We start from the raw sequence: 26,050 nt of genomic DNA, 5'->3' as shown, positions 1-26,050 counted from the left end.
CACTGCAGGAGCAACGAGACAAGGACGTACACCGTGGATATCGCCACTTCCGCCACCCAGTCCCTGGGCAGCGTGGCCGGCATCGAGCTGGACTTCCTCACGGCCTTCGGGATCGCGGGCTGACGGGTTCACCCTGTGAGCCTGCTCGTCATGCATGGGCGGGGGGACGCTCCACCGCCCGGCTCCAAGTACCCCACCCGCGGTGGGGGCCTTGGGCCGTTCGAAACCGCCCCGGGGACAACACCCCCTCCCCCCCCTGTCCCGGGGCGGTTCCGAACGGTGTGCCCGGATACCTGGCATGGCCGACGCGGGAGGAAACGCCGCAGACCCACCCCTTAGGATGGACGGGTGAAGGCCTTACTCCTTGAGAACATTCATTCCGACGCCGTGGACGCGCTGCGAAGCCGCGGCTTCGAGGTCGAGACCCGCAAGGGCGCCCTGGATCCCCAGGAGCTGCTCACCGCACTGGACGGCGTGGACCTGCTGGGCATCCGTTCCAAGACGCAGGTGACGCGCGAGGTCCTGGAGGCCCACCCGCAGCTGCAGGCGGTGGGGGCGTTCTGCATCGGGACCAACCAGATCGACCTCACCGCGGCCACGGACACCGCCACCGCGGTCTTCAACGCGCCGTTCTCCAACACCCGCTCCGTGGTGGAGCTCGCGCTGGGCGAGATCATCGCCCTGGCCCGCCACCTCACGGACAAGAACGCGGCCATGCACCAGGGCGTGTGGGACAAGTCCGCCAAGGGCTCCCACGAGGTCCGCGGCCGCACCCTGGGCATCGTGGGCTACGGCAACATCGGCAAGCAGCTCTCCGTGGTGGCCGAGGCCTTCGGCATGGACGTCTACTACTACGACGTCGTGGATCGGCTGGCCATGGGCAATGCCACCAAGTGCGACTCGCTCGAACAGTTGCTGGGCACGGTGGAGACCGTGACCCTGCACGTGGACGGGCGCGAGAGCAACACCAACATGTTCGGCCGCGAGCAGTTCCGCCAGATGCGCCCCCGCTCAATCTTCTTGAACCTCTCCCGCGGCCATGTGGTGGACATCGAGGCCCTGCAGGAGGCCCTGGTCTCCGGGCACCTGGCCGGTGCCGGCCTGGACGTCTACCCCTCCGAGCCCAAGGCCGCGGGCGAGCCCTTCGAATCCCCGCTGCAGGGGCTGCCCAACGTGATCCTCACCCCGCACGTGGGCGGTTCCACGGCGGAGGCGCAGGAGAACATCGGCGGTTTCGTCTCCGGCAAGCTCATCGACTACTGCCGCTACGGCACCACGAGCCTGTCCGTGAACTTCCCGGAGGTGCAGCTGGACCCGTTCATCCACGGCACCCGCCTGCTGCACATCCACAGCAACGTCCCCGGCGTGCTGGCCCGCGTGAACTCCACCCTGGGCGAGCACGGGATCAACGTGGACCGCCAGCAGCTCGTGACCAAGGGCCAGATGGGCTACATGGTCACGGACTGCGCCAACGGCGTCACGGACGAGGTCGTGGCCGCCATCAAGGCCCTGCCCGAGACCATCCGGGTGGCCACGGTCTCCTGACCCGCCCAGCATGCAGGAACCCCCGACCCTCACCGCTCTGCGGGGGAGGACCGGGGGTTCTTCTGCGTGCGGGGGCGGCGGATCAGCCCTTCTGGCCGGAGCCCGCCTTCTTGCCTGCGGACTTGCCCGACGTCGCACCCTTGCCGGACTTGCCGGCCACGGCCTTCTTCACGGCCTTGGCTGCGGCCTTCTCCGTGCGCGCGGAGCTGTTCTCCAGCACGCCGGAGTCGTTCTCGATGTGTGAGCGCATGAACCACTGGAACAGCTCGAGGCCGCGCACCTGGGCGATCAGCATGTCCTCGGTGATGGGGTCCACGTCCCCCACCTCTGCCAGGGCGGCACGGTGGTCCTGGATCACGCCGTCGTAGACGAGGTCGAGGGCCGCGAGGTGCTCCACCCCGGAGGCACGCATGACGTCGTAGTCGTCCCACGTGCGCCCGGACACGATGGTGCCGGGCAGGCCATTGGGCGAAACGCCCATGGTGGCCATGCGCTCGGCCACCTCGTCCACGTAGCCACGGACCTCGTCGATCTGGGGGTCGAGCATCTCGTGCACCGAGATGAAGTTGGGACCCACCACGTTCCAGTGGGCGTGCTTGAGGGTGAGCTGCAGGTCGTTGAGCGCGTTCAGGCGCTGCTGCAGGACATCGGCCACCGCGTGACCCTGCTCGGTGGTGAGACCGGGGACCGTGTAGGTGGCGTTCTTGCTGGACTTCTTGGCCATGACAACCTCCTCGTCGGGGCGGGGTGCGGCCGGACCGGCGCGCCCCTCGGCCCTTATTCTGATGTCTTCATAATAACACCGTGTCGCACCGCCCACCAGGGCCAGCACCCGGCGGGACCTTCTCCCGTGCTCTGGCGGTCCCCAGACCCGTGGTGCAACGTCGGACCTCCCGGCCCGATCGGATTGGTGATCCAGCTCACGAGCTCTAGGGTGGAGGAAATAACTGAGACTTGGAGTATCGGATGACGTCCTACCCCCACCTGCTGGCCCCCCTGCGCGTGGGCTCGCTGACCCTGCCGCACCGCATGATCATGGGCTCCATGCACACGGGCCTCGAGGAAACGCCGGGCGGTGAGCACGAGCTCGCGCGGTTCTACGTGGAGCGCGTGCGGGGCGGGGCCGGACTCATCGTCACCGGCGGCATCTCCCCCAACGAGGAGGGAGCGGCCCGCCATGACGGCGCCCACCTGAGTCGTGAGGACCAGCTGCCGCCGCACCGCACGGTCACGGACGCCGTGCACTCGGAGGGCGGGCTGATCGCCCTGCAGCTGATGCACAGCGGCAGGTACGCCATGCACGCGAACGCCGTGGCGCCGTCGCCCCTGCGTGCGCCGATCAACAAGGTGACCCCGCGGGAGCTGAGCACCGAGGAGGTCGAGCGCACCGTCGAGGACTTCGCCCGTGCCGCCGCGCTCGCTCAGCAGGCCGGCTACGACGGCGTGGAGATCATGGGCTCGGAGGGGTACCTGATCAACGAGTTCCTGGTGGTTCACACCAACCAGCGCACGGACCGCTACGGGGGCTCGGACGCCGCCCGTCGGCGCTTCGCGGTGGAGGTCGTGCGCCGCGTGCGGGAGGCCACGGGCCCGGACTTCCTGGTGATGTACCGGCTCTCCGCCCTGGACCTGGTGCCGGACGCGCAGGAGTTCGAGCAGGTCCTCGCGCTCGGCCGCGAGGTGGAGGAGGCCGGGGTCTCGATCATCAACACGGGCATCGGCTGGCACGAGGCGCGGATCCCCACCATCGCCACGAACGTCCCGCCCGCCGCGTTCACGTGGGTGAGCCGCGCCCTGCGCGAGAACCTCTCCGTGCCCGTCGCGGCCGTCAACCGCATGAACACCCCAGAGATCGGCGAGGACGTGATCGCCCGGGGAGACGCGGACCTCGTGTGCATGGCCCGCCCGTTCCTCGCGGACCCCGCGTTCGTGGCCAAGGCCCGCGAGGAACGGCCGGCAGAGATCAACACGTGCATCGCGTGCAACCAGGCCTGTCTGGACCACACCTTCTCCGGCAAGCGGATGTCCTGCCTGGTGAACCCGCGGGCCATGCGGGAGGACGAGCTCGCGCTCGGACCCACCCGCACGGCGGAGCGGATCGCCGTGGTGGGTGCGGGCCCGGCGGGGATGGCGTTCGCCGAGGCCGCCGCAGCCCGCGGGCACCACGTCACCCTGTTCGAGGAGCAGCCGGAGATCGGCGGCCAGTTCCAGCTCGCCCGCCGGATCCCCGGCAAGGCGGACTACGGCCACACCATCCGCTACTTCCGCACCCGCCTGGCCGAGCTGGGAGTCACTGTCCGCACCGGGCACACCGCCACCTCGCAGGACCTCGCGGACGCGGACCGCGTGGTGCTGGCCACGGGCGTCACGCCGCGCATCCCCGGGATCGCCGGGGAGGACGGCCCCACGGTGCTCGGGTACAAGGACGTCCTGGAGGGCGCACCCGTGGGTGAGCGCGTGGCAGTGGTTGGCGGCGGCGGGATCGGCTTCGACGTCGCCCACTTCCTCACGCACGACCCGGACGCGGACTTCTACCGCGAGTGGGGCGTGGACCGTACGCTCGAGGCCCGCGGCGGGCTGCTGCGCCCGGAGCCGACCGCGCCGCTGCGCCACGTCACGGTGCTGCAGCGCGGCGAGGGCAAGCCGGGGGCACGCCTGGGCACCACCACGGGGTGGATCCACCGTGCGGAGCTGCACATGGCGGGCGTGGACTTCATGACCGGCGTGCAGTACCAGCGCATCGACGGGGACGGCGTGCACGTGCTGGTCCCGGGCACCGGCACGCTGGAGGACAACGCGGCGGGCGGCGGCGCCGGATCGGCCCCGCGCCAGCAGACCCGCGCCGGGGCCGCCGCTGCCGCGGGGCACTCGCAAGCAGTGCGCCAGGAAGCCGGGCACCCGGGCGCGGCCACCGCGGTGGCGCTCGCCCCGGGGAAGGTCGAGCTGCTCGTTCCGGCGGACACCGTGGTGCTGTGCGCGGGGCAGGAGTCCCGCGCCGAGCTCGCGGAGCAGCTGACGGGTGGGCGCCCGGTCCACGTGATCGGCGGTGCCCACGTGGCCTCCGAGCTGGACGCCAAGCGCGCGATCAAGGAGGCCGTGGAGCTCGCCGCCAGCCTGCCCTGAGCGGGGAGGGGACGACGCCGCCGTGCCCGGCGTGGCGGCCCCCGATCGCGCCGCACGCGGGCCGCCGCCGCCGCGCACGGGAGACCTGTCACCGCTCGCACAGCCACTGCGGCTACTATTCTGGGGACTGCTGACGACCGTGTGCCACACCGCCCCCCTGCGGTTGCACTGAACGCACCGCCACTGGCTGGCCGAGAAAGGAGGCGGGATGGGTTTCTGGACCGGACTGGAGAACGGGATCGAGAAAGCGGTCCGCACCGCCTTCACCGCCGGCTCCCGCAAGCGGGTCGAGGCCGTGGAGATCGCGAGCGCGCTGCGCCGCGAGCTGGACCAGGAGTCCTTCACGGTGAGCGGCGGGCGCACCATGGCCCCCAACGTGTTCACGGTCGAGTTCTCGGACGACGACTTCCCGCGCGCCCAGGAGTGGGGCGTGCAGCTCGCGGAGGAGCTGTGCGACGTCGTCATCCGCCACGCCCGCTCACAGGCCTACACGCTGCAGGGCGCGGTGCGCGTGAGCTTCACCCGCAACTCGGAGCTCGAGGCGGGGAACTTCGACGTCGTCCCCTCGTTCGAGCGCACGAGCACACCCCCGGCCCCCGCCAACGCCGGGACCTCCGCGCGCGCACCCCAGCCCCCGGCTCCCGCACCGCACGCGCCGGCCCGCACCACGCGGGATGGCCGCACCACGACCTCCGCCCCCGGGTACGCCCCTGCCGGGCCCGCCGACCACGAGGCCCCTGCGCCCGTCCTGCGGAAGGTGCCGGTGATCGAGGTGGGATCCGAACGGTTCTCCCTCAACGCGGACAGCGTGAGCGTGGGCCGCTCCTCGCAGGCGGACATCACCGTGGAGGACACCGGGGTCTCCCGCAAACACCTCGAGATCCGCCGCCAGGGGAGCAACTTCCTGGCCGTGGACCTCGGATCCACCAATGGCTCCTATGTGGACGGCCAGAAGATCCAGGGACGGGCCCAGCTCGTGGACGGCTCCGTGATCGCCATGGGACGCACCAGGCTGGTCTTCCGGCTGCTCGTGCCGAAGGAGGGGCGCTGACGTGTCCGAACTGACCGTGACCCTGCTGCGCTACGGTTTCCTCGCGCTGCTGTGGGTCTTCATCGCGGCCGTGGTGTACTCGCAGGCCCGTGACCTGACCGTCAGCGGCCGAGCGCGCACCGCCGCCCGTGCCGGCAGCGCCCGCGCCGCCGAGTCCCCGCGGCAGGAGCGCAGGGCCCCCGAGCCCGCGCCGGAGCCCCGCACCTCCGCGCCCACCACCGGCGGCACGCGCCACCGGCCCCAGCAGCTCGTCGTCGTCGAGGGCCCGCTGGCCGGCAGCAGCTACCAGCTCGGCTCCGCCCCGGTAATGCTGGGCCGCTCGCCCGAGGCCACCGTGCCCCTGGAGGACGACTACGCCTCGGGCCGCCACGCCCGGCTGTTCCCGCAGGGCTCCCGCTGGTTCCTCGAGGACCTCGGTTCCACCAACGGAACCTTCCTGCGTGACCAGAAGATCTCCCGCGCCGCCGCCGTGGACCCCGGCGTGCAGTTCCGCGTGGGGCGAACCGTGATGGAACTGAGGCCGTAGCCCATGCCCATCGCCTTCCGCTATGCGGCGCGCTCCGATGTGGGCCGCGTCCGCTCGAAGAACGACGACTCCGCCTACGCGGGGCGCTACCTCGCCGTCGTCGCCGACGGCATGGGCGGTCACGTGGGCGGTGACGTGGCCTCCGCGTCCGCGGTCATCGACCTCACGCACCTGGACCACGCCGGCCACGACGGCGACGGCGCCACGGTCCTCGCGGACGAGATCCAGAACGCCAACCAGAACCTCGCCAAACTCGTGCAGTCCAACCCCCGGCTCGGGGGAATGGGCACCACGGTCACCGCCCTGCTGATCGACGGGGACGAGATCTCGGTGGCGCACATCGGGGACTCGCGTGCGTACCGGCTCTCCGAGACCGAGGGCTTCGAGCAGGTCACCACGGACCACACGTTCGTGCAGCGACTCATCGACGAGGGGCGGCTGCGGCCGGAGGAGGCCGAGACCCACCCCCACAAGAACGTGCTCATGCGGGTGCTCGGGGACGTGGACGCCTCCCCCGAACTCGAGGTGCGCACCGTGCGCCCCGCCGTGGGCGAGCGCTGGCTGCTGTGCTCGGACGGGCTCAACGCCGTCGTGAACGCGCAGACCATCGAGAACGTGATGCGCTCCACCGGGGACCTCAACCAGATCGTGAACTCCCTGGTGGAGCTCACCCTGGACCGCGGCGCCCCGGACAACGTGACCGTGGTGGTCGTGCAGGTGGGCGAGATCCCGGACGGCCGGGAGGCCCACCCCATGACCGGCGAGGCCATGGGCGCCGTGCCGGACGAGTCCCGCACCTCGGACGAGCAGCTGCGCAGTGAGAGCGAGACCGTCGAGGAGTGGGACGGCCCCATGGACTCCCCCGTGGCAGGGGGCGGCCGCGACTACCGCGAACCCGGACGCAGCACCGGCCCGGGCGCCAGCGGGGACGAGCGGTCCTCGGCGTCCGTGCTGCGCGGGGACCTCGCCGAGCGCCCCCACCTGCTGGTGGGCGCCGCGGCCAACGCGACCCAGACCGGTCGGATCCCCACGGTCTCCGACTCTGCGATCCAGCGCCGCGCAACCATGCTCTCCACCTCCACCCTGGACGTCACCGCGGACCCCGCCGAGGTGCGCAGCCTGCTGCGCCGCAGGGGCGAGGACCCCGGGCGAGGCTCCACGCGCCGTCGTGCCCTGGTGGTCGCAGGTGTGCTCGTGCTCGCCGTCGCCCTGCTGCTGGGCGGCTGGGCCGCCCGCGCCTGGACCTCCTCGCAGTACTACGTGGGTGAGGAGCAGGGGAAGGTAGCCGTGTTCCAGGGCGTCTCGCAGTCCCTCGGGCCCATCTCGCTGAGCGAGTTGGACTCCACCACGGAGATCTCCGTGGACTCGCTCTCCCAGTACGCCCGGGAGCGCGTACGCGCCACGATCCCCGCCGGCAGCCGCGAGGAGGCCGAGAAGATTGTGGCGGACCTGAAGACCTCCACCGGGCCCGGGCCCCATCCCACGGGCCGAGTAACCGTCACGACCCCCACCCCGACGACCTCCGGCAGCCCCTCCCCCAGCCCCGCCGCGTCCTCCGCCACACCGGGGGGTGACGCCTCGTGAGCTCCCCCGCTACCACCACGACGGCCTCCCCCGCCGACTCCGCGCCCGTCGTGCGCCCCAGGCCCCGCCGGATCATCGAGCTGTTCCTGCTGCTGCTCGCGCTGTGCATCGGCGTGGGCGCCAACATCCTTGTGGACCCGGACCAGCTGCGGGAGGACCCCCGTCACATCGTCCTCAGCGGCGCCGTGCTCGCCGGCGGCGCACTGCTAGTGCACGTGGTGCTGTGGATCCGCGCGCGCTACGCAGACCCCTACCTGCTTCCCATTGCCGTGGCCCTCAACGGACTGGGCCTGGCGATGATCCACCGCATCGACCTCTCCACCGGTCAGAGCGCGGCGAACACCCAGGTGGTATGGACCGCGGTGGCCATGGTGACGTGCTGCGTGGTGCTCTGGTTCCTCAAGGACCACCGCCGGCTGCGCAACGTCACCTACATCATGCTGCTGCTCTCGGCGCTGCTCCTGCTGCTGCCGATGGTCCCGGGGCTCGGCGTGGAGATCAACGGGGCCCGACTGTGGATCTCCGTGGCCGGACGCACGTTCCAGCCCGGTGAGATCGCCAAGATCACCCTGGCGATCTTCTTCGCCGGATACCTCTCCACCAACCGGGACCTGATCCTGCTGGCCGGGCGGAAGATCGGCCCCGTGCGGCTGCCCCGCTTCCGGGACGTCGCGCCCATGCTCGCGGCCTGGGTGATCGCCATCGGCGTCCTCGTGCTCCAGAAGGACATGGGCACGGCCATCATGTTCTTCGGCCTGTTCCTGGCCATGATCTACCTGGCCACCGGCCGCCTGGGCTGGATCGTGCTGGGAGTGGCGCTCATGGCCGTGGGCGGGTTCGCCGCCAGCAAGGTGTTCTCCCACGTGAGCCTGCGCCTGGATGCCTGGCTCGACGCCTTCGACCCCGAGGTCTACAACCGTTCCCCCGGTGGCTCGGCACAGATCGTGCAGGGCCTGTTCGGTCTCGCCTCCGGCGGGCTCTTCGGCAAGGGGCTAGGCCAGGGCCGCCCGGACCTCGTCTCGTACTCCAACTCGGACATGATCATCACGGCGTTCGGCGAGGAGCTCGGGCTGATCGGCCTGGGCGCGATCCTCGTGCTGTTCCTGCTCTTCGCCACGCGCGGGCTGCGGGCCGCCCTGGGCACCCGGGACGCGTTCGGCAAGCTGCTCGCCGCGGGGCTCTCCGCCCTGATGGTGCTCCAGCTGCTCGTGGTGATCGGCGGTGTCACGCGGCTGCTGCCGCTGACCGGTCTCACCACGCCGTTCATGTCCGCCGGCGGCTCCTCGCTGCTGTCCAACTGGATCATCGTGGCCGTCCTGCTCGCGATCTCCCACAGCGCGCGTCGGCCCGTGGTCACGGGCCCCGCCACGGACGAAGACCTCGCCTCCGTCGAACGACGACGCCGCGCACGCGAGCAGCAGCGTGACGTCGCCGACCCCTCCGCCCGCGACACCGGCGGCGCGCCGTCCGAGGCCCGCACCGAACCCACGCGCTCGGCCGCGCTCAGCTCCTCCGCGGGAGCGCACGCGGGCGCGGACGACACCGCCGAGGCCGGCTCAGCGACCGAGGTGATGTCCCGGCTCGCGGACCGCTCCGGATCCCCGGCGCAGAGCAGGCGCGGGGACGCGAAACGCGAGGCCACCGGCAGCCCCCACGCGGGGACCGGCACGAAGAAGAAGAATGCCCCGGTGCAGGACGACGACCAGCAGGAAGGAGGGACCCCGTGAACAAGGCGATCCGCAGGATGTGGCTCATGGTGGCGGCGATCGTCGTGGTGCTGCTGCTCGCGCTGACCTACGTGCAGTTCTTCGCGGCCGGTTCCCTCAAGGCCAACCCCTGGAACAACCGGACCCTGTACGAGCAGTTCGGCCAGGACCGCGGCTCGATCCTGGTGGGCGGCAAGGAGATTGCCACCTCCCAGCCCTCCGACGACGACTTCGAGCATCAGCGCGTGTACACCGACTCCCCCATGTACTCGAACCTCACCGGCTACTTCTCCCTGGTCTACGGGGCCACGGGCCTGGAATCGGCCCTGGGCGACGAGCTCTCCGGCGCCTCCGACGACCAGTTCTACGACCGCGTGATGTCCATGTTCTCCGGCGACCAGCCCAAGGGCGCGTCCGTGGAGCTGACCATCGACCCGGACCTGCAGAAGGTCGCCTACGACGCGCTGGAGGGTCACAACGGCTCCATCGTGGCCGTGGATCCCAAGACCGGCGAGATCAAGGCCATGGTCTCCCGCAAGAGCTACGACGCGAACTCCATGTCCTCGCACAACACCGAGAAGGTGGTGGCCGCGTCCGACCAGCTCAACGCGGACCCGGACAAGCCCCTCGTGAACCGCGCGATCGGCGGAGACCTCTACGCCCCCGGCTCCACGTTCAAGCTCATCGACACCGTGGCGGCCCTGGAGTCCGGGAAGTACACCACGGACTCCACCCTGGAGAACCCGAGCGAGCTGCCGCTTCCGGACACCACCGTGACCCTGCCGAACTACCGGCAGGGCGGGTGCTCGGCGCGCACGCAGGTGAACCTGCAGTTCGCCCTGGAGCAGTCCTGCAACACACCCTTCGCCTCCATCGCGATGGACCTGGGACAGGACAAGATCCGGCAGACCGCCGAGAACTTCGGCTACGGCCAGGACCTGGACATCCCCCTGCAGGTGACCCCGTCGGTCTTCCCGGACCAGATGAACCAGTCGCAGCTGGCGCTGTCCTCGATCGGGCAGTACGACGTCCGGACCACCCCGCTGCAGGTCGCCATGACCTCCGCGGCCATCGCGAACGGTGGAGTGATGATGAAGCCCAGCCTGGTCAAGACCGTCCGCTCCTCGGACCTCTCCGTGATCGACGAGTTCAAGTCGGAGCAGCTGCGCCGCTCCACGGACACCGAGACGGCCAAGACGGTCACGGACCTGATGACCTCGGTGGTGGACAACGGCATCGCCTCCGGCGCCAAGGTCGACGGCGTCAAGGTGGCCGGCAAGACCGGCACCGCGGAGATCGGCAAGGACGGATTGAACGATTCGTGGTTCACTGGATTCGCACCCGCGGATGACCCCCAGTTGGCGGTGTCCGTGGTGGTCGAGGACGTGGACGTCACCACGGGCTCGGCCCTGACCAGCCCCAGCGCACGGCAACTCTTCGAGGCGGTGTTGAACAAGTGAGACCATCGTCGAACACCATTCTGGGCGGTCGCTACGCGCTCACGGAACGTATTGCCATCGGCGGCATGGGCGAGGTGTGGAAGGCCAAGGACCAGGTCCTGGGCCGCATCGTCGCGGTGAAGATCCTCAAGGACGAGTACAACGGGGATCCCACGTTCCTCCAGCGCTTCCGCGCGGAGGCCCGGCACACCGCGCTGCTCAACCACCCCGGTGTGGCCAACGTCTTCGACTACGGCGAGGACGAGGGCTCGGCCTTCCTGGTCATGGAGCTCGTGCCGGGTGAACCGCTGTCGAACATCATCGACCGGCAGAAGACGGTGGACCCGGACACGGTGCTCAACTACATCGGGCAGACGGCGCGCGCCCTGGCCGCCGCGCATGCCCAGGGCCTCGTGCACCGGGACGTGAAGCCCGGCAACCTGATCATCACCCCGGACAACCGGGTCAAGGTCACGGACTTCGGCATCGCCCGCCTCGCGGACCAGGTGCCGCTCACCGCCACGGGACAGGTCATGGGCACTGCCCAGTACCTCGCGCCGGAGCAGGCCACGGGCCAGACCGCCACCGGCTCCTCGGACATCTACTCCCTGGGGATCATCGGCTACGAGCTGCTCGCGGGCCGGCGTCCCTTCACCGGGGAGTCGCAGATCGCGATCGCCCTGGCGCAGGTCAACGACAACCCGCCGCCGCTGCCGGACTCGGTGCCGGAACCCGTGCGCGCGCTCATCATGTCGATGCTCGCGAAGGACCCGGAGGACCGGCCGGGCAACGCGGGCAAGCTCGCCAACGCCGTCGACGCTCTGCGCCGGGGGGACGTGAAGTCCGCCGTGGCCATGGTCCCGGGCATGGCGCCGCTGCTGTCGGAGAAGTACACGCAGGAAGACCAGCCCACGGAGGCGATCACCCCCGTCACGGGTCCCCGCACGCGGGCCATGGACGGCACGGCCGCCTCCCCCGCGGCGATCGGGACAGGCTCGGCCGCCGCGGCGGACCGCCCGGATCCCAGGTACAGTGCGCACCCCTCCACGGCTCAGTTCGACGCCGTGGACCACTCCGCGCGCGGGTCCCGCAAGGCCGAGAAGTCGGGGGGGCGCTCCGTCTGGGCCTGGCTCCTGCCGTTGCTGATCCTGCTCGTGGTGCTCGCCGTGGCGGGTGTCTGGTTCCTCACCGGCCGGGACTCCTCGGACTCCCCGGAGCCGGGAACCGTGACGTCCTCCACCGTGAGCCCCACGGACGCGAACGCCGTCACGCTGCCCGCCAACATCGTGGGCCGGGACGCCCAGAGCGTCTCGGACGAGATCGTCGCGCTCGGCGTGAACGTGGACAAGCGCCTGCAGCAGGGCACCGGCAAGGCCGAGAACACCGTGGTCTCCTCGGATCCCGAGGGCGGCTCCCGGGTGGAGATCGGCTCCACGGTGGTGCTCTACGTGGCCTGGACCCCGTCCTCGAGCGCCACGCAGAACTCCGGTGCCGACACCGGAAGCTCCCGCGAGGCCACCTCGCCCGCGCGTGAGGAGACCGCCGCGCCCGCGGCTCCCACCCAGCCCGCGAACGGCGGCGCCACCCAGGGCGGGGTTGACGACGGCGGTGCGACGAACGGCGCGGCAGACCCCACCCAGGGCGCTTCGGACGCCCAGGCGCAGGAGCCCGGCACGAGCACCGGCAATGACTCCTCCGGCCAGGGCACGTCCGGGCAGGGCTCGAACGGCGATGCCGTGGCGGCGCCCGCCACTCCGGGCAGTCCGGGCACCGGTACAGACGGGTAGCGGGCATGGCGGCGTCTTCGATTCCTGATCTGATCAACAACCGCTACCAGGTGGGCGAGATCATTGGCCGTGGCGGCATGGCCACCGTGCACCTGGGCCAGGACGTCCGGCTCGGGCGCCGCGTGGCGATCAAGATCCTGCGACCGGAGCTCGCCGCGGACGAGACGTTCCACGAGCGCTTCCAGCGCGAGGCCCACGCGGTGGCGTCCCTGAACCACCACTCGATCGTCGCCATCTATGACACCGGCGAGATCACTCCCCAGGGCCCTGACGGGGTGCTGCGGCCCTACATCGTGATGGAGTACGTCCCCGGCCAGACCCTGCGGGAGCTCATCCACGGTGACGGGGTCACCCCCGAGCATGCCGTCGAGTACATGCTCGGCATCATGGACGCGCTGTCCTTCAGCCACCGTGCCGGGATCGTGCACCGGGACATCAAGCCGGCCAACGTCAAGGTCACACCGGACGGCGGCGTCAAGGTCATGGACTTCGGGATCGCGCGCGCCGTGGAGGACACGCAGGCCGCGCTCACGCAGTCGCAGGCAGTGCTCGGCACCGCGCAGTACCTCTCCCCAGAGCAGGCCCGCGGCGCTGCCGTGGATCCCCGCTCGGACCTCTACTCCGCCGCCTGCGTGATGTTCGAGATGCTCACCGGGCGCGCCCCGTTCGTGGGCGAGTCCTCCGTGGCGATCGCCGCGCAGCACGTGCGGGACGCTCCGCCGGCGCCGTCGGCGCTGAATCCCCAGCTGCCACCCGCCGTGGACCGCTTCATGGAGCGTGCGCTCGCGAAGAACCCCGAGGACCGCTTCGCGGACGCCGGGGAGATGCGACGCGCCCTGCGCGACCTCGGCGCGACCCTGCCCGGGGACCTCGGCGCGACCCAGCCCATCGACACTGCACTGGCCGGGGACTCCAGCACCAAGACCCTTCCCGCGGTGGGTGCCGGTGCACCCGCCGCGGCGGTGACCGCGGCGGGGCGAAGCGAGGACGCCGAGCCCTCGGGCCCCACACCCGCCCAGCACGGGGACCTCGATCCGGACGACGCCACGGACCCCGTGCCCGTGGCCGCCCCCGCCACCGCTGCGGCACCCCGCAAGCGACGGGCCTGGCTGCTGCCCGTCCTCCTCCTGCTGCTGCTCGCCCTGCTGGGCGTCGGCACAGTCATGGGAGTGCAGTGGTGGCAGTCCCAGCAGGCCGAGCAGGTGACTCGCGTGAGCGTCCCCCAGGTGGTGGGGATGGACAGCACCACCGCTGAGAACACCCTGCGCGACGCCGGGCTGAACCCCGCGTTCACCACCAAGCACGACAGCAGCGTGCCGGACAAGCACGTCATCAGCATGGACCCCACGGCCGGGACAGAGGTGGACGAGGGCTCGACCGTGGCCGTGGTGGTCTCGGACGGGCCCGAGAACGTGGATGTCCCCGGAGACCTCGTGGGTCAGTCGCTGGACTACGCCCGTCAGGCGCTGCAGAAGGCCGGACTGGGCGTGGGCGAGGTGACCACTGTCAACAGCGCCACCGTGGCGGAGAACGTGGTGATCTCCAGCGATCCCACTCCGGGCACCTCCGTGGCACAAGGCAGCGCTGTGAAGCTGCAGGTCTCCTCCGGGAAGGTCACCGTCCCGGACGTCGTGGGCATGACCCGCGCGGAGGCGGAGCAGGCGCTGCGCGCGCTGGACGTCCGGCTGGGCTCGGACGTGAAGATCGAGGAGACGCAGGACGCCGAGACCGGCACGGTGCTCGCGCAGTCCGCGCCCGCCGGCTCGTCCGTGAGCCAGGGCTCCACGATCACGCTGACTGTGGCGCGCAGAACCACGCCCTCCCCCACCCCCACGCAGGAGGAGACCGCGGAGCCCACGCCCACTGAGGAGGAGACGACGGCGCCCACGGCCCAACCCACCCAGAGCCACGCCACACCACGGCCCACGGCGTCACGCGGGGGCCGTGGCAACGGCTGAGCGGATGAGCGAACGCCCCGGACACTCGATGGTGTCCGGGGCGTTCGTCGTTGGTGGTGCGTTCACGGTTCGAGGGGCTCGCAGGTCGGCGCGTCTGGGATCTCCGAACGGCGGCGGTCCGCCGCCTCCGCAAGGTTCGCGCCCGGCGTCGTGGTGTGCCGCGAGGGGCGAAGGAGTCCGCTCAGGCGGTCATGAGCGGGGAGAGCCCCGCCGCCGCGGCCGCCGCACCGTGCTGGCCCACGCTTTCGAGCCAGTTGCCGAGCATGAGGTAACCACCCTCGGTGAGGACGGACTCGGGGTGGAACTGGACCCCGTGCAGCGGTGCGCTGCGGTGCTTGAGTCCCATGACCGCGCGGCCGTCGTCGGTGGTGGCGGTGACCTCCAGGCAGTCCGGGACGGTGTCCGCGTCCACGGCCAGGGAGTGGTACCGGGTGGCGGTGAACGGGGAGGGCACGCCGGGGAACACGCTGTCCTCGTTGTGGACCAGGCGGGAGGTCTTGCCGTGCATCAGCTGCTGGGCGTGACCCACGCGGGCGCCGTAGACCTCGCCGAGGGCCTGGTGGCCCAGGCACACCCCGAGCAAGGGCTTCTGGTTCACCTCGGCCCAGCGGATCAGGTCCGAGCACACGCCGGCGTCCGCCGGGGCACCGGGGCCCGGAGAGAGCAGCACGCCCTGGTGCTCACCGGCCAAGGCGGTGGCGGCGGAGACGTCGAGGTCGTCGTTGCGGACCACGGTGGTCTGGGCGCCCAGCTGCTGGAGATAGCCCACCAGGGTGTAGACAAAGCTGTCGTAGTTGTCCACCACGAGAATCTTCACGGACACTCAAGAACTCCTGCGCGTTCACCAATTGACAGAACGTGCGCAAGTCTACGCCCGAGGCGGCCGATAGACTGAACGCCGATCTCACACCGGGCCCCGCACCGCGCCGGGCGGATGAGGTGCCTCGGGCCGCAGCGACCCACCCGCGCTCCGCCCCGGCCGGCCCCTCACCGGGAGCCCACCCATCAGGAGGAATGAACAGCATTGGCCCAGTCCCAGAAGCGCTTCCGCCGCTCCCGCAAGGATGACGACGACGCCCAGCAGTTCGTCCTGACCGATCGGGACCGCGAGCTCGCGGCCCTCGCCGCCGAGATCCTCCCCCGTAACAGCGCGGCGGCCTCCTTCGAACGGCACGCGGCGCGCAATGCCGGCTCCACGTCCGTCTCCGCCAAGGACGCGGTCACGGACCACGAGCTGGTCGACGACGACGCCCCCGCTGCCCGCGCGCACGGCACTTCGGAGAAGGCGGCGGGCAAGAGCACGGGCACCGCCACGGCAGGCACCGATGCGGACGCAGCCACCGGAGCCGAGGGCGATGCCGCGTCCGCCGGGGGCGCAAAGTCCGCGGGCCGCAAGAAGCGCGCCGGGAACAACCCCCGCAAGGGCGCGAGCAGGGTCGGTGCGACGGCGCGGACGGACGCCGCGGCGTCCGCTGCCGCTGAGGGCTCGAGGAGCGAGAGGGCCACGGGCGCGGCCGCCAAGAGTACGGAGACTGCCGAGGAGACGCCGGCCGAGCTCAAGGCCCGCCGCAAGCGCGAACTGGCCGCGAAGCGCCGCGAGGAGAAGGCGGCCAAGGCCGAGGAGCGCGAGCGCCGCGCTGTCGACTACCAGCCCACGCCCACGTGGTACAAGGTCATCATGGTGGGGCTGATGATCGTGGCTCTGCTGTGGATCATCTCCTACTACCTCTTCCAGGGCCTGATCCCCATTCCCGGGATCGGCGTCTGGAACCTCGTGATCGGGCTCGGGTTCATGCTCACCGGCCTGATCATGACCACCCGCTGGCGATGACCCCGGCCCCGGTCAGCCATCCCGCCCGCCAGGCCCGTCAGGAGTGCCCGTGAACATCCCGTCCGACCCGCCGCAGGAGGGCGACTCGCGCCACGTCGCCGATCAGACAGCGAGTGACCTCAACACCGAGGCGGATCGCCACCCGACCCGTCATCACGTCAACCCCGCGCGCATGGAGGTGCGGGTGCGCCGCATTGCGCTGATCGGGCTCATCCTGGTGCCGGTCGTCTATTTCGTGGTGCAGTCCCTGCGCTGACGGCAGCCCCGAGAGCGGGCAGCGTGCGCACAGAACGCGCCCCTCAGGACTGTGTCCTGAGGGGCGCGTTCAGTGCTGTCCGGAGTCAGTGGCTCACTGCGTCCAGCTCTGGCTCAGTTGCAGCCGAGCTCAGTTGGAGCTGGACTCGGGAGCGGTGAACTCCACGTCCAGGGTGATGTTCACCTTGTCCGAGACCATGACCCCGCCGGTCTCGAGGGCGGCGTTCCAGGTCACGTTGAACTCCTTGCGGGAGATCGAGGTGGAGGCGCTGAAACCGGCGCGGGTAGCGCCGAACGGGTCCACGGCCACGCCGTTGAACTCGACGGCCAGGTCCACGTCCTTGGTCACGTCGCGCAGGGTCAGCTGGCCCTTGACGGTGCCCTCGTCGCCGTTGAGCTCCACGCCGGTGATCTTGTAGGTCATCTGCGGGTAGTTCTCGACGTCGAAGAACTCGGCGCTGCGCACGTGGTTGTCACGGCCCTCGTTCTTGGTGTCCACGGAGTTGGTCTGGATGGTGACGAGGCCGGTGTTGTTGGCGGAGTCATCGGTGACGTTCAGCTCGCCGGAAACGTCGCTGAAGACGCCGCGGACCTTGGAGATGCCCGCGTGGCGGACGGAGAAGCCCACCTCCGTGTGAGCCGGGTCCAGGGTCCAGGTGCCGGGGGTCATGCCTTCGAGGGTGCTCATGTCGTACTCCTTCGGGTTGGCGGGCGCCGTTCGACGTCCAACTGCTTGCTTCGGAAACTAATCTACGACGAGATACATGCCGCGTCAACCTATGCAATAAAAAGTAACTTGAGCGACCGGGAACGACTCAGGCACGCAGTCCCAGGACCGACTCCTCGCTCAGGCCGTGGAACTGGCGCTGGTGGTACACGAGCGGACGGCCGGAGCCCTCCATGCCCAGGACCTCCACCACGGCCGCGTTGAACACGAGGGACGGGCCCGCCTTGATCCGTGCCAAGGGAATGGCCCGCAGCACTCGGCGCACGTCCGTCAGGCGCGGTTCGCCAGTGGGCAGGGTGGTCCAGGGCATGTCGTCCCCGAAGCGGGGTGCGCCGGAGACGGCGAAGGAGCGGGCGAGGTCGACGTCGTCGGCGTCCAGGAAGTGCACCACGAACGACGTCGCGGCGGCCACCACCGCGGCCGACCCGCGGCTGGCCTGCAGAGAGAAGCCCAGGATGGGCGGGTCCGCGGAGATGGAGGACACCGACGATGCAGTGAGCCCCACCGGACCCTCGGGGCCGGTCGCCGTGATGATCGCGATGCCCGCGGGGTGCTGGCCGAACGCGGACTTGAACCCTTCCGTCAGGGCCGGATCGCTGCGCAGGGCCTCGGTGGGCGCCACGAGGTCCACGGCCTGCGCGGACACGCGCTCGGCCTCGGCGCCGGACGAGGGAACGGTCTCGGGCGCCGGCCCCGAGTCCGGGCTCTGGGGCGTGGTGGACGTGGTGTGGCTGACGCGTTCCGGCATGATGGGTTCCTCTCACACGGCTGTGCTCCGGGATCGGCGGTTTCTTTCCGCTAATTTCCGGCCACTGTAGATCCTTCCAGGCGAATCCTGTCCAACCTATTCTTTGCCAGTCCACATTCTGGGCCACACCGCGTCGAAGAACGTCATGTTGGGGGACAGAACCGCAGGCTCGCAGCGCAGTCGGCGACGGTTTTCGGTCCTCGGTCCTCCGCTGTCAGACCAGACCCCGGTACTCCCGCGCGAAGTGGATCAGCGGGCGGTCGGCCCGCCCGGCGTCGTCACCCCTGCCCATGGCCGTGACCCTGCCGACCACCACCAGGTGCGTGGCGGCGGTGTGGGTGGAAACGGTGTCGAGCTCGAACCAGCTCAGGCAGCCGTCGATCACCGGCGTACCGCTGCGCTCGGTGCGGTGGAAGGGGACGGTGTCCAGCAGGCCGTCCACCGGGTTGCCGGGGCTTGCGAGCCAGTTGGCCACGGAGCGCTGGTCCACGTTGAGCAGGGACAGGGTCCACGTGCCGGTGCTCGCCACGGCCTCGCACATGCGGCCCATGTCGTAGAGACACACGAGCATGGTGGGCGGGTCGTAGGAGACGTCCGCGAACGCTGTGACGGTGATGGCGTGGTCCTTGCCCCGGTAGCGGGCGCACACCACCCCCACCCCCACGGCGTGGTCCGCGGCAAGCGTGCGGTAGCGCTCCACCTGCGTCTCGGTGGGGCTGGGATCCAACGGCTCGCTCTTCATGGCTCCAGTCTGTCACCGCCGATGACGACGCCGCCCGGCCGGGTTTGTCCCGGGGGAAACGTTAGCGACCGACGGCCTCAGGCACCCTCACCTGCCGCCGCAACCTCCGGTCATGCGCAGCGTGATGTTCAGCCGCCCGCCGTTCTTCAGCCCGAGCTGACGCCCGCCCGTTCCGGGGAGCACCTTGGGGACACCGTGGAACGCGTAGCGGGAGGGCCCTCCGAAGACGAACAGGTCCCCCGAGCGCAGCTCCACGTCCTGGTAGGGCGCGGCGCGGGTCTCGGTGTTGCCGAAGCGGAACACGCACGTGTCACCGAGCGAGAGAGAGACGATGGGCGCCGCCGAGAACTCGTCCTTGTCCTGGTGCATGCCCATGTGGGCGGCGTCGTCGTAGAAGTTAACGAGCGCGGAGTCCGGAGCGAAGTCCCGGACCAGGCGCGCGGCGTCCGGGAGGCCGACGTCGTGCCCCGGGTCCCCCAGGTACGCGTCCGCGACCGCCCGCGCGCCGAGGGCGACCAACCATTCCGGCAGCTCCGGGGCCCGGCAGCCACCGTCCGCGCCGTAGCCGTAGGTCGCGCGGCCGCTGCCGAGCATGACCGACTGCACGGACATCCGCCCGCCGCCGGCGAGCACCTTGTGCTCCATGGGAGCGGCGCGCACCCACTCACGGGCGACATCCACCAACCGCTGCTGCCGCGCGGGGTCCAGCCACCCCGGAACGTGGACCGCGCCGGGCACCAGGACAGCCCGCTCGCGGGGGACGGTGAAGAGTTCGTCCACCTCGTACTCGGCCATGACCGCACCATAGGCCACCCGTCCGACACCGGGAACGCCACCAGGAATACCCCCGCCGCCGAGGCCGTTATTTCCACAGTAAGTTTTCTTCTGGAAAGGTTTTGAAATGGCACTGCCCCTGTCGGTCATCGACTTCGCCACCGTGCGCGAGGACCAGTCCCTGGGCCAGAGCTTCGCGGACTCCGTGACGCTCGCCCAGCATGCGGAGCGTCTGGGCTACTCGCGCGTCTGGTACGCCGAGCACCACAACATGTCCACGATCGCGTCCTCAGCCCCCGCGGTGCTGATCGCGCACGTGGCCGCCCACACCGAGAGCATCCGGCTGGGCTCCGGCGGCGTCATGCTGCCCAACCACTCCCCGCTGACCGTGGCCGAGCAGTTCGGCACGCTCGCCGAGCTGCACCCCGGGCGCATCGACCTGGGCCTCGGACGCGCGCCGGGCACCGACCCGCGCACGCTCCGGGCGCTGCGCCGCTCCCCGGAGGCTGCCGAGAACTTCCCGCAGGACGTCAAGGAGCTGCAGGGCTACCTGAGCGGCAACTCGATCGTCCCGGGCGTGAACGCGGTTCCGGGCGCTGGCACCAACGTGCCCCTGACCATCCTCGGATCCTCCCTCTTCGGGGCCCAGCTGGCCGCCGCCTATGGACTGCCCTATGCCTTCGCCTCCCACTTCGCACCGGACGCCCTTGTGGACGCGGTGGCCGCCTACCGCTCCCAGTTCCAGCCCTCGGAGCAGCTGTCCGAGCCGTACGTGATCGCGGCGGTGAACGTGATCGTCTCCGAGGACGCGCAGGACGCCGCTCGGCAGCTCGAGGCTTCCCAGCGTTCCCGCGTGCGCGCCATGGTGGGCCGCGGCCGCGAGTTCACCGAGGAGGAAATGGACATGGTCATGGCCTCCCCCGCCGCGTCCCAGGTGCTGCACATGATCAGCTACACCGGCGCTGGCACCCCGGACACGGTGGTCGACTACCTGCACCGTTTCGCCGAGCACGCGGATGCGGACGAGCTCATGATCTCCCCCACGGCCACCCGCCAGCCGGACGTCCTGACCTCCATGGAGCTGCTCGCCAAGAACTGGAACTGAGTCCGCCCCAGAGCGACACGCCGGTCGACGACGCCGTTCGACACTCCGGGCGCGGCGGCTCGCGGCACCGCACGGGCCTCCTCCCCCGGTCAGACGAGGGAGTCCAGGAACCGCAGCAGGGCGGCGTCGTAGTCTGCAGGGTTCTCCATGTTCGGCGTGTGCCCGCTGCGGGGAACCACCGCGAGCTCGCCGTGCGGCAGCAGCTCGGCCATCCTCCGGGCTGCGCCGCCGTCGAACGCATCCCCGTCCCCCACGACCACGAGCGCGGGCTTGTGCCACGACCGCAGCGTCTCGGTGAAGTCGTTGCGCTCGGCACGCCCGCGCATGGCCGCGGCCGCCCCCTCCGCCGGACACGCGGCGATCATCTCGCGCACCGTGTCGGCCACCACAGGCAGCCGTTCCACGTTGTCCTCGCGGATCATGGAGGCGAGCACCCTGTCCGCGTAGGCCGGCATCCCGCCCGTCAGGATCCCGTCCGCGCCCACGTGACGACGACGCCGCCCCGCCGCGTCCTCGGCGTGCGGCACCGTGTCGTTGACGACCAGCGCGGCCACCCGCTCAGGGTGGGTCGCAGCAATCTGCAGGGCCACCTGCCCCGCCATCGAAAACCCCACCAGCACCACTGAGTCCAGGCCCAGGCGGTCCAGCAGCGCGATGGTGTCCGCCGCGAACTCCTCGGTGTAGACGATGCCCGGCGTGACTTCCGAATCTCCGAAGCCGCGCAGGTCCGGGGCGATCACGCGCCATCCCTGGTCAACGAGCACCGGGATCTGCGCGTCCCACATGGAGCGGTCGTAGCCGTGGCCGTGCAGCAGCACGACCGCCAGACCCTGCCCCTCGTCCGTGTAGGCGAGCTGCGTGTCGCTGACCCGGGCGGTGTGAGTGGCGAACGTCGATCGGCTCATGCGCCCATGATGCCAGCTCCGGGCACGCGACCCGCGGGCCACTCACCAGGCCGGTCCGCCCCGGTCCCGGGCATTTCGCGTCCGTTCACAGGACGTGGACCCGAGCCCACCAGATCAGCAGCATCGTGACCAGGAAGCCGGTCGCGTAGTTCAACCACAGGAACGTCTTCCATCCGGCGTTGGCCCGGGCTGAGTCCTCGTCCGTGACGCCCCGGAAGCGCCACGCGTCGACCAGGTACGGCACCGCGAGCAGCGCCGCGAGCTGACCCGGCCACTGGGTGAGCAGCATCAGGGCACCGGAGAGCGCGTAGAGGCCCGCCGCGAGCCACACCGTGGGGCGGGCTCCGAGCACGGTGGCCACGGATGCCAGCCCGCCCTCACGGTCCGGAACCACGTCCTGCACCGCCCCGAACATCTGCGAGGCCATGCCCCACAGGAAGAAGCCCACGAGCACCGCCCACAGCCCCGCCGTGAACTCCGCCCGTGCGAGCACCAGCCCGTAGACGGCGGGCGAGACGAAGTGGGTCGCGGAGGTCATCGCGTCCACGAACGGGCGCTCCTTGAAGCGCAGTCCCGCCCACGAGTACGCGACCACCGCGAACAGACTCACGGCCAGTACCAGCACGGACAGCACGTTCCCGGTCGCGATCCCGTACCCGGCCAGCACAGCGACGAATGGCACCGGCAGCAGGCACGCCGCCCGCAGCACGCCGCGCTGCGCGGAGCGGTCCACCACCGCGCCCTCCACACCGCCCTTGCGGGGGTTGCGCAGGTCCGACTCGTAGTCGAAGACGTCGTTGATGCCGTACATCGCCAGGTTGTAGGGCACCAGGAAGAACACGGTCCCGAGCGCCACCAGCCACCAGGGCAGACCGCCCGTCAGCAGCACGGCCGCGGCGAACGGATAGGCGGTGTTCACCCAGCTGAGCGGGCGCGAGGCCCAGAACAGCGTCCTCAGCACGGTCCGTTCCTTCCGTCGTTGGAATTGCCGCTGCGCCTGCCCCCGAGCAGCAGCCACAGCGCCGGCAGCAGCAGCACGCCGGCCACCGGGTAGGCGAAGTCCTCCAGGGGGGCGAGCCCGATCTGCACCCCGGAGATGTTGCGGTCCGTGTACGTCATGATCCCGGAGGCGATCATGACGTTGTCGAAAACGGCGGTGAGCACCACGAGCAGCGCCGCGGAGGCCGCGAGCGCCCCCCAGAACCGGGCGGGTGGACGCCGCACGAGCGCCGTTGCCAGCAGAACGACCGCCGCCATCCCCAGGAAGACCGCATTCACACCCCAGTACGTCATGCCCGCCTCCCCGCGTGGGCCGCGCCGGTGCGGGCCCGCAGCCACCGCCACAGCACGGGCGCGCCGAGCACGTAGACCATGGTCTGGTAGCAGAGGAACGCGAGGAAGAAGACCTCTTCCAGGGGCAGCTCGGGAGCCACGAAGATCCCCAGGGTCAGGGAGTTCTCCCCGTGCCAGAACAGTCCGTTGGCGATCCCCACCAGGTCCCAGGCGAGGAAGAACACCACCCCGGTGACCAGCACGAGCCAGGCCCGCATCGGGTGCCCGGACCAGAAGTACAGGTTCCAGCGCCGGTCGATGAGCGCGAAGCAGCCCAGGAGGACGAGCAGCAGGAACAGGTACATCAGCGCGCCCCGCTCTCCCGCACGGCGTCCCGCACCACCTCGGAGGAGATCAGGCACATGGGTACGCCGATCCCCGGGCGCACCGAGGAACCGGCGTAGAACAGCCCCCGGATCCCGCGGTCGGTGACGCCGGGACGGAACATCGCGGACTGCGTCAGAACGTGCCCCGGGCCCAGCAGGGAGCCGCGCCATGCATTGACGGCCACCGCGAAGTCCTCGGGCCCGTAGGTCCTGCGCACCACGATCCGCGAGGCCAGGTCCGGGATGTCCGCCCAACGCGCGAGCTGCGCGATGGCGGCGTCGGCGACCCGCTCCACCTGCGCGGAACCGGGCTCGTCGACGCCCGGTGCGGTGGTTCCACCGTGGCCCCACTCGAGCGCCGCGGGCGAGGGCACCAGGATGAAGAGGTTCTCGTCCCCCTCGGGCGCGGTGCCCGGATCCGTCGCCGACGTCATGGACACGTAGATCGAGGTCTCCTCCGCGAGGTCCGCACCGGACTCGATGCGCCCGAAGTTCTCGTCCCAGTCCGCGGTGAACAGCAGGTTGTGGTGGGCCAGCTGCGGCAGCTTCCCGCGCACGCCGAGGCACACGAGCACCCCGGAGGGCCCGGGATCGCGGCGTTTCCAGCGGGACTCCGGCGCGCGGAACGGACCCGGCAGCAGGCGGGTCTGGAGGTGGTGCAGGTCCGCGGCGCCGACGACGACGTCCGCGGGCACGGTGACCTCCGCACCGGCGACGACGCCGTCCGGGTCCGTGCCCGGCGCCGTGCGGTAGGTGACGCCCGTGACCGTGCCTGCGGTGCGACGTCGTGCCCGGGCGGCAGCCAACCGGGAACGCGGCGACCGCGGTTCGGGAGCCACCTCGATGCCGGTCACGGTGGCCCCGGTGACGATCTCCACACCGGCCGCGCGCACGAGCCGCTCCATGGCGTCCACCATGACGGCGAATCCACCCATCGGATACTGCACGCCGTCGGTGAGGTCCAGGTGGCTCATGAGGTGGTACATGGCCGGGGCGGAGCCGGGGGACGCCCCCAGGAAGACGGCGGGATAGCCCAGGATCTGGCGCTGCCGCGGCTCGGGAAAACGGCGCGCGACGTAGTTCTTCATGGACGTGCCCAGCAGCGTTGCCAACCGCGGGAGGTTGCGGAGCACCTCCGGGCGCACGAGGTCCAGCGGGTGCGCGAAGTCCGTGTAGAGGAAGTGCTTCTTGGCGAGCTCGTAGACCTGCGCGCCCGAGTCCAGGTAGGCGCGCAGCGCGCTGGAGGACCCCGGGTCGAGGCTGTCGAACAGCTCCTGCGCGTGGCCGGTGACCACGTCCGTGGGCGGTTCCGCCAGGTGGTCCTCGAAGAAGACGCGGTAGCCCGGGTCCAGCCGGCGCAGGTCCAGCTGCTCGGCGGCGCTCGTGCCCATCAGGGTGAACCAGCGGTCGATCACCTCGGGCATGAGGTACCAGCTGGGTCCGGTGTCGAACGTGAAGCCCTCCGCGGACCACCGCCCGGAGCGGCCACCGACCGTGTCCTGCTGCTCGAGCAGGGTGACGCTGCGCCCGTCCCGGGCGAGCAGGCCCGCCGTGGCCAGGCCCGCGAAGCCGCCGCCGATCACCACCGTGCGCGTCATCGGGTGGCCCCCGTCCCGGAGGTTTCGGGCACGGTCGCCGGCACCGGTGGCCCCGACTCAGGGGCTCGGCCCCGCCCGTGCGAGCCCGTGCGCGCGGTGACGGACAGCGCTCTCGCGGCAATCCGCAGCTTCACCCCGGCGGGCACGCTGATGCGCCGTCGTGTGAGCTCCGCCGCGGGCACCTCCTCGATCCGCCGTGCGAGCTCACGGAACAGTCCGTGCGCGATCAGCACCGCCCGCCCGGCACGGTGGTCCAGCGCGAGGATCCCGGGCACGGCGGCATCCAGGTCCGCGCCGAGGTCCGCGAGCAGCAGCTGCTTGCGGGTCTCGTCCAGGTGGGAGGGGTCCGCGCCGGGGAAGTAGGTGCGTCCGAGCTGGTCGTGGTCCGCGCCGAGGTCCCGCAGGAAGTTGACCTTCTGGAACGCGGCGCCCAGCCGGCGGGCCGTGGCGCGCAGCATCTCCCGCTGCTCCGAGGTCTGGGCGCGGGTGCCGGGCATGTCCATGAAGACCTCCAGGCACATCAGCCCCACCACCTCCGCCGAGCCGTAGATGTAGGACTCCAGCGAGGCGCCGTCGTGCTCGGCCACATCCAGGTCCGCCCGCATGGACGCGAAGAACGGCCCGGTCAGCTCGGTGCCAAAGCCGTGGCGGCGGGCGACGTCCGCGAAGCCGTGGACCACCAGGTCCGTCGAGAAGCCCGTGGCGAGCGCGGAGGCCACCTCGGCCTCGTACGCGTCGAGCGCCGCGCGCACCCGGTCCGGGCCGAGACCCGCCGCTCCGGCCGTTCCGTCCACCACCTCGTCCGCCACGCGCACGAGCGCGTAGATCCCGGCGACGTCCCGGCGCACCACAGGCGGCAGGGTGCGGCACGCGAGCGAGAAGGAGGTGGAGTAGCGCCCGATCACCGCACCTGAGGCCGCCAGCGCGGTGGCGGTGTAGAGGCTCAGCGGCGCGTCGGCCGGTGCGTCCTGGGGCATGGTGGGGGTCC

General features: G+C 70.9%; 24 protein-coding genes. 12 read left to right on the top strand and 12 right to left on the bottom strand.

Annotated elements, in window-relative coordinates:
• Positions 1 to 348: 348 nt before the first annotated feature.
• Entirely contained in the window at positions 349 to 1,545 is a 1,197-nt protein-coding gene (serA, locus tag FS770_RS08090; protein ID WP_144943160.1) for a phosphoglycerate dehydrogenase, read from the top strand.
• 82 nt (positions 1,546 to 1,627) lie between these two features.
• On the opposite strand, the gene FS770_RS08085 is transcribed toward serA, so the two are convergent.
• Complete coding sequence (locus tag FS770_RS08085; protein WP_144943159.1) at positions 1,628 to 2,269, bottom strand: Dps family protein; 642 nt, start codon at positions 2,267 to 2,269, stop codon at positions 1,628 to 1,630.
• A 242-nt stretch (positions 2,270 to 2,511) separates the two neighbouring features.
• On the opposite strand from FS770_RS08085, the gene FS770_RS08080 reads away from it, so the two are divergent.
• From FS770_RS08080 to pknB, 8 genes are all read left to right on the top strand, one after another.
• Positions 2,512 to 4,668, top strand: a complete 2,157-nt coding sequence (locus FS770_RS08080) for an oxidoreductase (protein ID WP_145011025.1) — start codon at positions 2,512 to 2,514, stop codon at positions 4,666 to 4,668.
• Positions 4,669 to 4,876: 208 nt separating this feature from the next.
• Positions 4,877 to 5,719, top strand: coding sequence for an FHA domain-containing protein (locus FS770_RS08075; protein WP_144943157.1), 843 nt, complete (start codon positions 4,877 to 4,879; stop codon positions 5,717 to 5,719).
• A 1-nt stretch (position 5,720) separates the two neighbouring features.
• A complete protein-coding gene (locus tag FS770_RS08070; RefSeq protein ID WP_145011023.1) occupies positions 5,721 to 6,245 on the top strand; it encodes an FHA domain-containing protein FhaB/FipA in 525 nt (174 codons plus the stop codon).
• 3 nt (positions 6,246 to 6,248) lie between these two features.
• Positions 6,249 to 7,829, top strand: a complete 1,581-nt coding sequence (locus tag FS770_RS08065; RefSeq protein WP_144943155.1) for a PP2C family protein-serine/threonine phosphatase — start codon at positions 6,249 to 6,251, stop codon at positions 7,827 to 7,829.
• Complete coding sequence (locus FS770_RS08060) at positions 7,826 to 9,556, top strand: FtsW/RodA/SpoVE family cell cycle protein (protein WP_313960154.1); 1,731 nt, start codon at positions 7,826 to 7,828, stop codon at positions 9,554 to 9,556. Before FS770_RS08065 ends, FS770_RS08060 begins: the two co-directional genes overlap by 4 nt.
• Positions 9,553 to 10,995 (top strand): peptidoglycan D,D-transpeptidase FtsI family protein, encoded by a 1,443-nt coding sequence (locus FS770_RS08055; protein ID WP_145011019.1) that lies wholly within the window; start codon positions 9,553 to 9,555, stop codon positions 10,993 to 10,995. The genes FS770_RS08060 and FS770_RS08055 overlap by 4 nt, the downstream gene beginning before the upstream one ends.
• Positions 10,992 to 12,761 (top strand): protein kinase domain-containing protein, encoded by a 1,770-nt coding sequence (locus FS770_RS08050; protein WP_144943153.1) that lies wholly within the window; start codon positions 10,992 to 10,994, stop codon positions 12,759 to 12,761. Before FS770_RS08055 ends, FS770_RS08050 begins: the two co-directional genes overlap by 4 nt.
• Positions 12,762 to 12,766: 5 nt before the next feature.
• Positions 12,767 to 14,719 carry a Stk1 family PASTA domain-containing Ser/Thr kinase gene (gene pknB / locus FS770_RS08045; protein WP_145011016.1) on the top strand — a complete coding sequence of 651 codons (1,953 nt, stop codon included), beginning with the start codon at positions 12,767 to 12,769 and terminating at the stop codon, positions 14,717 to 14,719.
• Between the two features lie 181 nt (positions 14,720 to 14,900).
• Here pknB and FS770_RS08040 read toward each other — a convergent pair whose 3' ends face one another.
• Positions 14,901 to 15,542 (bottom strand): anthranilate synthase component II, encoded by a 642-nt coding sequence (locus FS770_RS08040; protein ID WP_055082492.1) that lies wholly within the window; start codon positions 15,540 to 15,542, stop codon positions 14,901 to 14,903.
• Between the two features lie 201 nt (positions 15,543 to 15,743).
• Here FS770_RS08040 and FS770_RS08035 point away from each other — a divergent pair, with 201 nt between their 5' ends.
• A complete protein-coding gene (locus FS770_RS08035; protein WP_055082494.1) occupies positions 15,744 to 16,550 on the top strand; it encodes a cell division protein CrgA in 807 nt (268 codons plus the stop codon).
• Between the two features lie 49 nt (positions 16,551 to 16,599).
• Positions 16,600 to 16,806, top strand: a complete 207-nt coding sequence (locus FS770_RS08030) for a hypothetical protein (RefSeq protein WP_144943151.1) — start codon at positions 16,600 to 16,602, stop codon at positions 16,804 to 16,806.
• A 129-nt stretch (positions 16,807 to 16,935) separates the two neighbouring features.
• Here the strand turns inward: FS770_RS08030 and FS770_RS08025 are convergent, their stop codons facing one another.
• The 4 genes from FS770_RS08025 to FS770_RS08010 all read right to left on the bottom strand — a co-directional run bounded on the left by FS770_RS08025 (position 16,936) and on the right by FS770_RS08010 (position 19,817).
• Positions 16,936 to 17,493 (bottom strand): YceI family protein, encoded by a 558-nt coding sequence (locus tag FS770_RS08025; RefSeq protein ID WP_055082497.1) that lies wholly within the window; start codon positions 17,491 to 17,493, stop codon positions 16,936 to 16,938.
• 127 nt (positions 17,494 to 17,620) lie between these two features.
• Positions 17,621 to 18,280 (bottom strand): flavin reductase family protein, encoded by a 660-nt coding sequence (locus FS770_RS08020; protein ID WP_083482298.1) that lies wholly within the window; start codon positions 18,278 to 18,280, stop codon positions 17,621 to 17,623.
• A gap of 214 nt (positions 18,281 to 18,494) precedes the next feature.
• Positions 18,495 to 19,022 carry a flavin reductase family protein gene (locus tag FS770_RS08015; protein WP_144943150.1) on the bottom strand — a complete coding sequence of 176 codons (528 nt, stop codon included), beginning with the start codon at positions 19,020 to 19,022 and terminating at the stop codon, positions 18,495 to 18,497.
• An 87-nt stretch (positions 19,023 to 19,109) separates the two neighbouring features.
• Complete coding sequence (locus FS770_RS08010; protein WP_144943149.1) at positions 19,110 to 19,817, bottom strand: alpha-ketoglutarate-dependent dioxygenase AlkB family protein; 708 nt, start codon at positions 19,815 to 19,817, stop codon at positions 19,110 to 19,112.
• A gap of 106 nt (positions 19,818 to 19,923) precedes the next feature.
• Here FS770_RS08010 and FS770_RS08005 point away from each other — a divergent pair, with 106 nt between their 5' ends.
• Entirely contained in the window at positions 19,924 to 20,901 is a 978-nt protein-coding gene (locus FS770_RS08005) for an LLM class flavin-dependent oxidoreductase (RefSeq protein WP_144943148.1), read from the top strand.
• 89 nt (positions 20,902 to 20,990) lie between these two features.
• On the opposite strand, the gene FS770_RS08000 is transcribed toward FS770_RS08005, so the two are convergent.
• The 6 genes from FS770_RS08000 to FS770_RS07975 form a co-directional block, all read right to left on the bottom strand.
• Positions 20,991 to 21,806 carry an alpha/beta fold hydrolase gene (locus FS770_RS08000; RefSeq protein WP_145011013.1) on the bottom strand — a complete coding sequence of 272 codons (816 nt, stop codon included), beginning with the start codon at positions 21,804 to 21,806 and terminating at the stop codon, positions 20,991 to 20,993.
• A gap of 85 nt (positions 21,807 to 21,891) precedes the next feature.
• Positions 21,892 to 22,767, bottom strand: a complete 876-nt coding sequence (locus FS770_RS07995) for a prenyltransferase (protein WP_144943146.1) — start codon at positions 22,765 to 22,767, stop codon at positions 21,892 to 21,894.
• Complete coding sequence (locus FS770_RS07990) at positions 22,761 to 23,099, bottom strand: lycopene cyclase domain-containing protein (protein WP_055082509.1); 339 nt, start codon at positions 23,097 to 23,099, stop codon at positions 22,761 to 22,763. The genes FS770_RS07995 and FS770_RS07990 overlap by 7 nt, the downstream gene beginning before the upstream one ends.
• A complete protein-coding gene (locus tag FS770_RS07985; protein ID WP_055082511.1) occupies positions 23,096 to 23,443 on the bottom strand; it encodes a lycopene cyclase domain-containing protein in 348 nt (115 codons plus the stop codon). Before FS770_RS07985 ends, FS770_RS07990 begins: the two co-directional genes overlap by 4 nt.
• Complete coding sequence (gene crtI, locus FS770_RS07980; RefSeq protein ID WP_145011010.1) at positions 23,443 to 25,062, bottom strand: phytoene desaturase family protein; 1,620 nt, start codon at positions 25,060 to 25,062, stop codon at positions 23,443 to 23,445. Before crtI ends, FS770_RS07985 begins: the two co-directional genes overlap by 1 nt.
• Positions 25,059 to 26,039, bottom strand: a complete 981-nt coding sequence (locus FS770_RS07975) for a phytoene/squalene synthase family protein (protein WP_145011007.1) — start codon at positions 26,037 to 26,039, stop codon at positions 25,059 to 25,061. Before FS770_RS07975 ends, crtI begins: the two co-directional genes overlap by 4 nt.
• Between the last annotated feature and the right edge of the window lie 11 nt (positions 26,040 to 26,050).

The sequence above is a fragment of the Kocuria salsicia genome, assembly GCF_007681555.1.
GTDB lineage: Bacteria > Actinomycetota > Actinomycetes > Actinomycetales > Micrococcaceae > Kocuria > Kocuria salsicia.
Note: the sequence above shows the minus strand (reverse complement) of the source record. Positions and strands in the feature narration are given on the sequence as shown.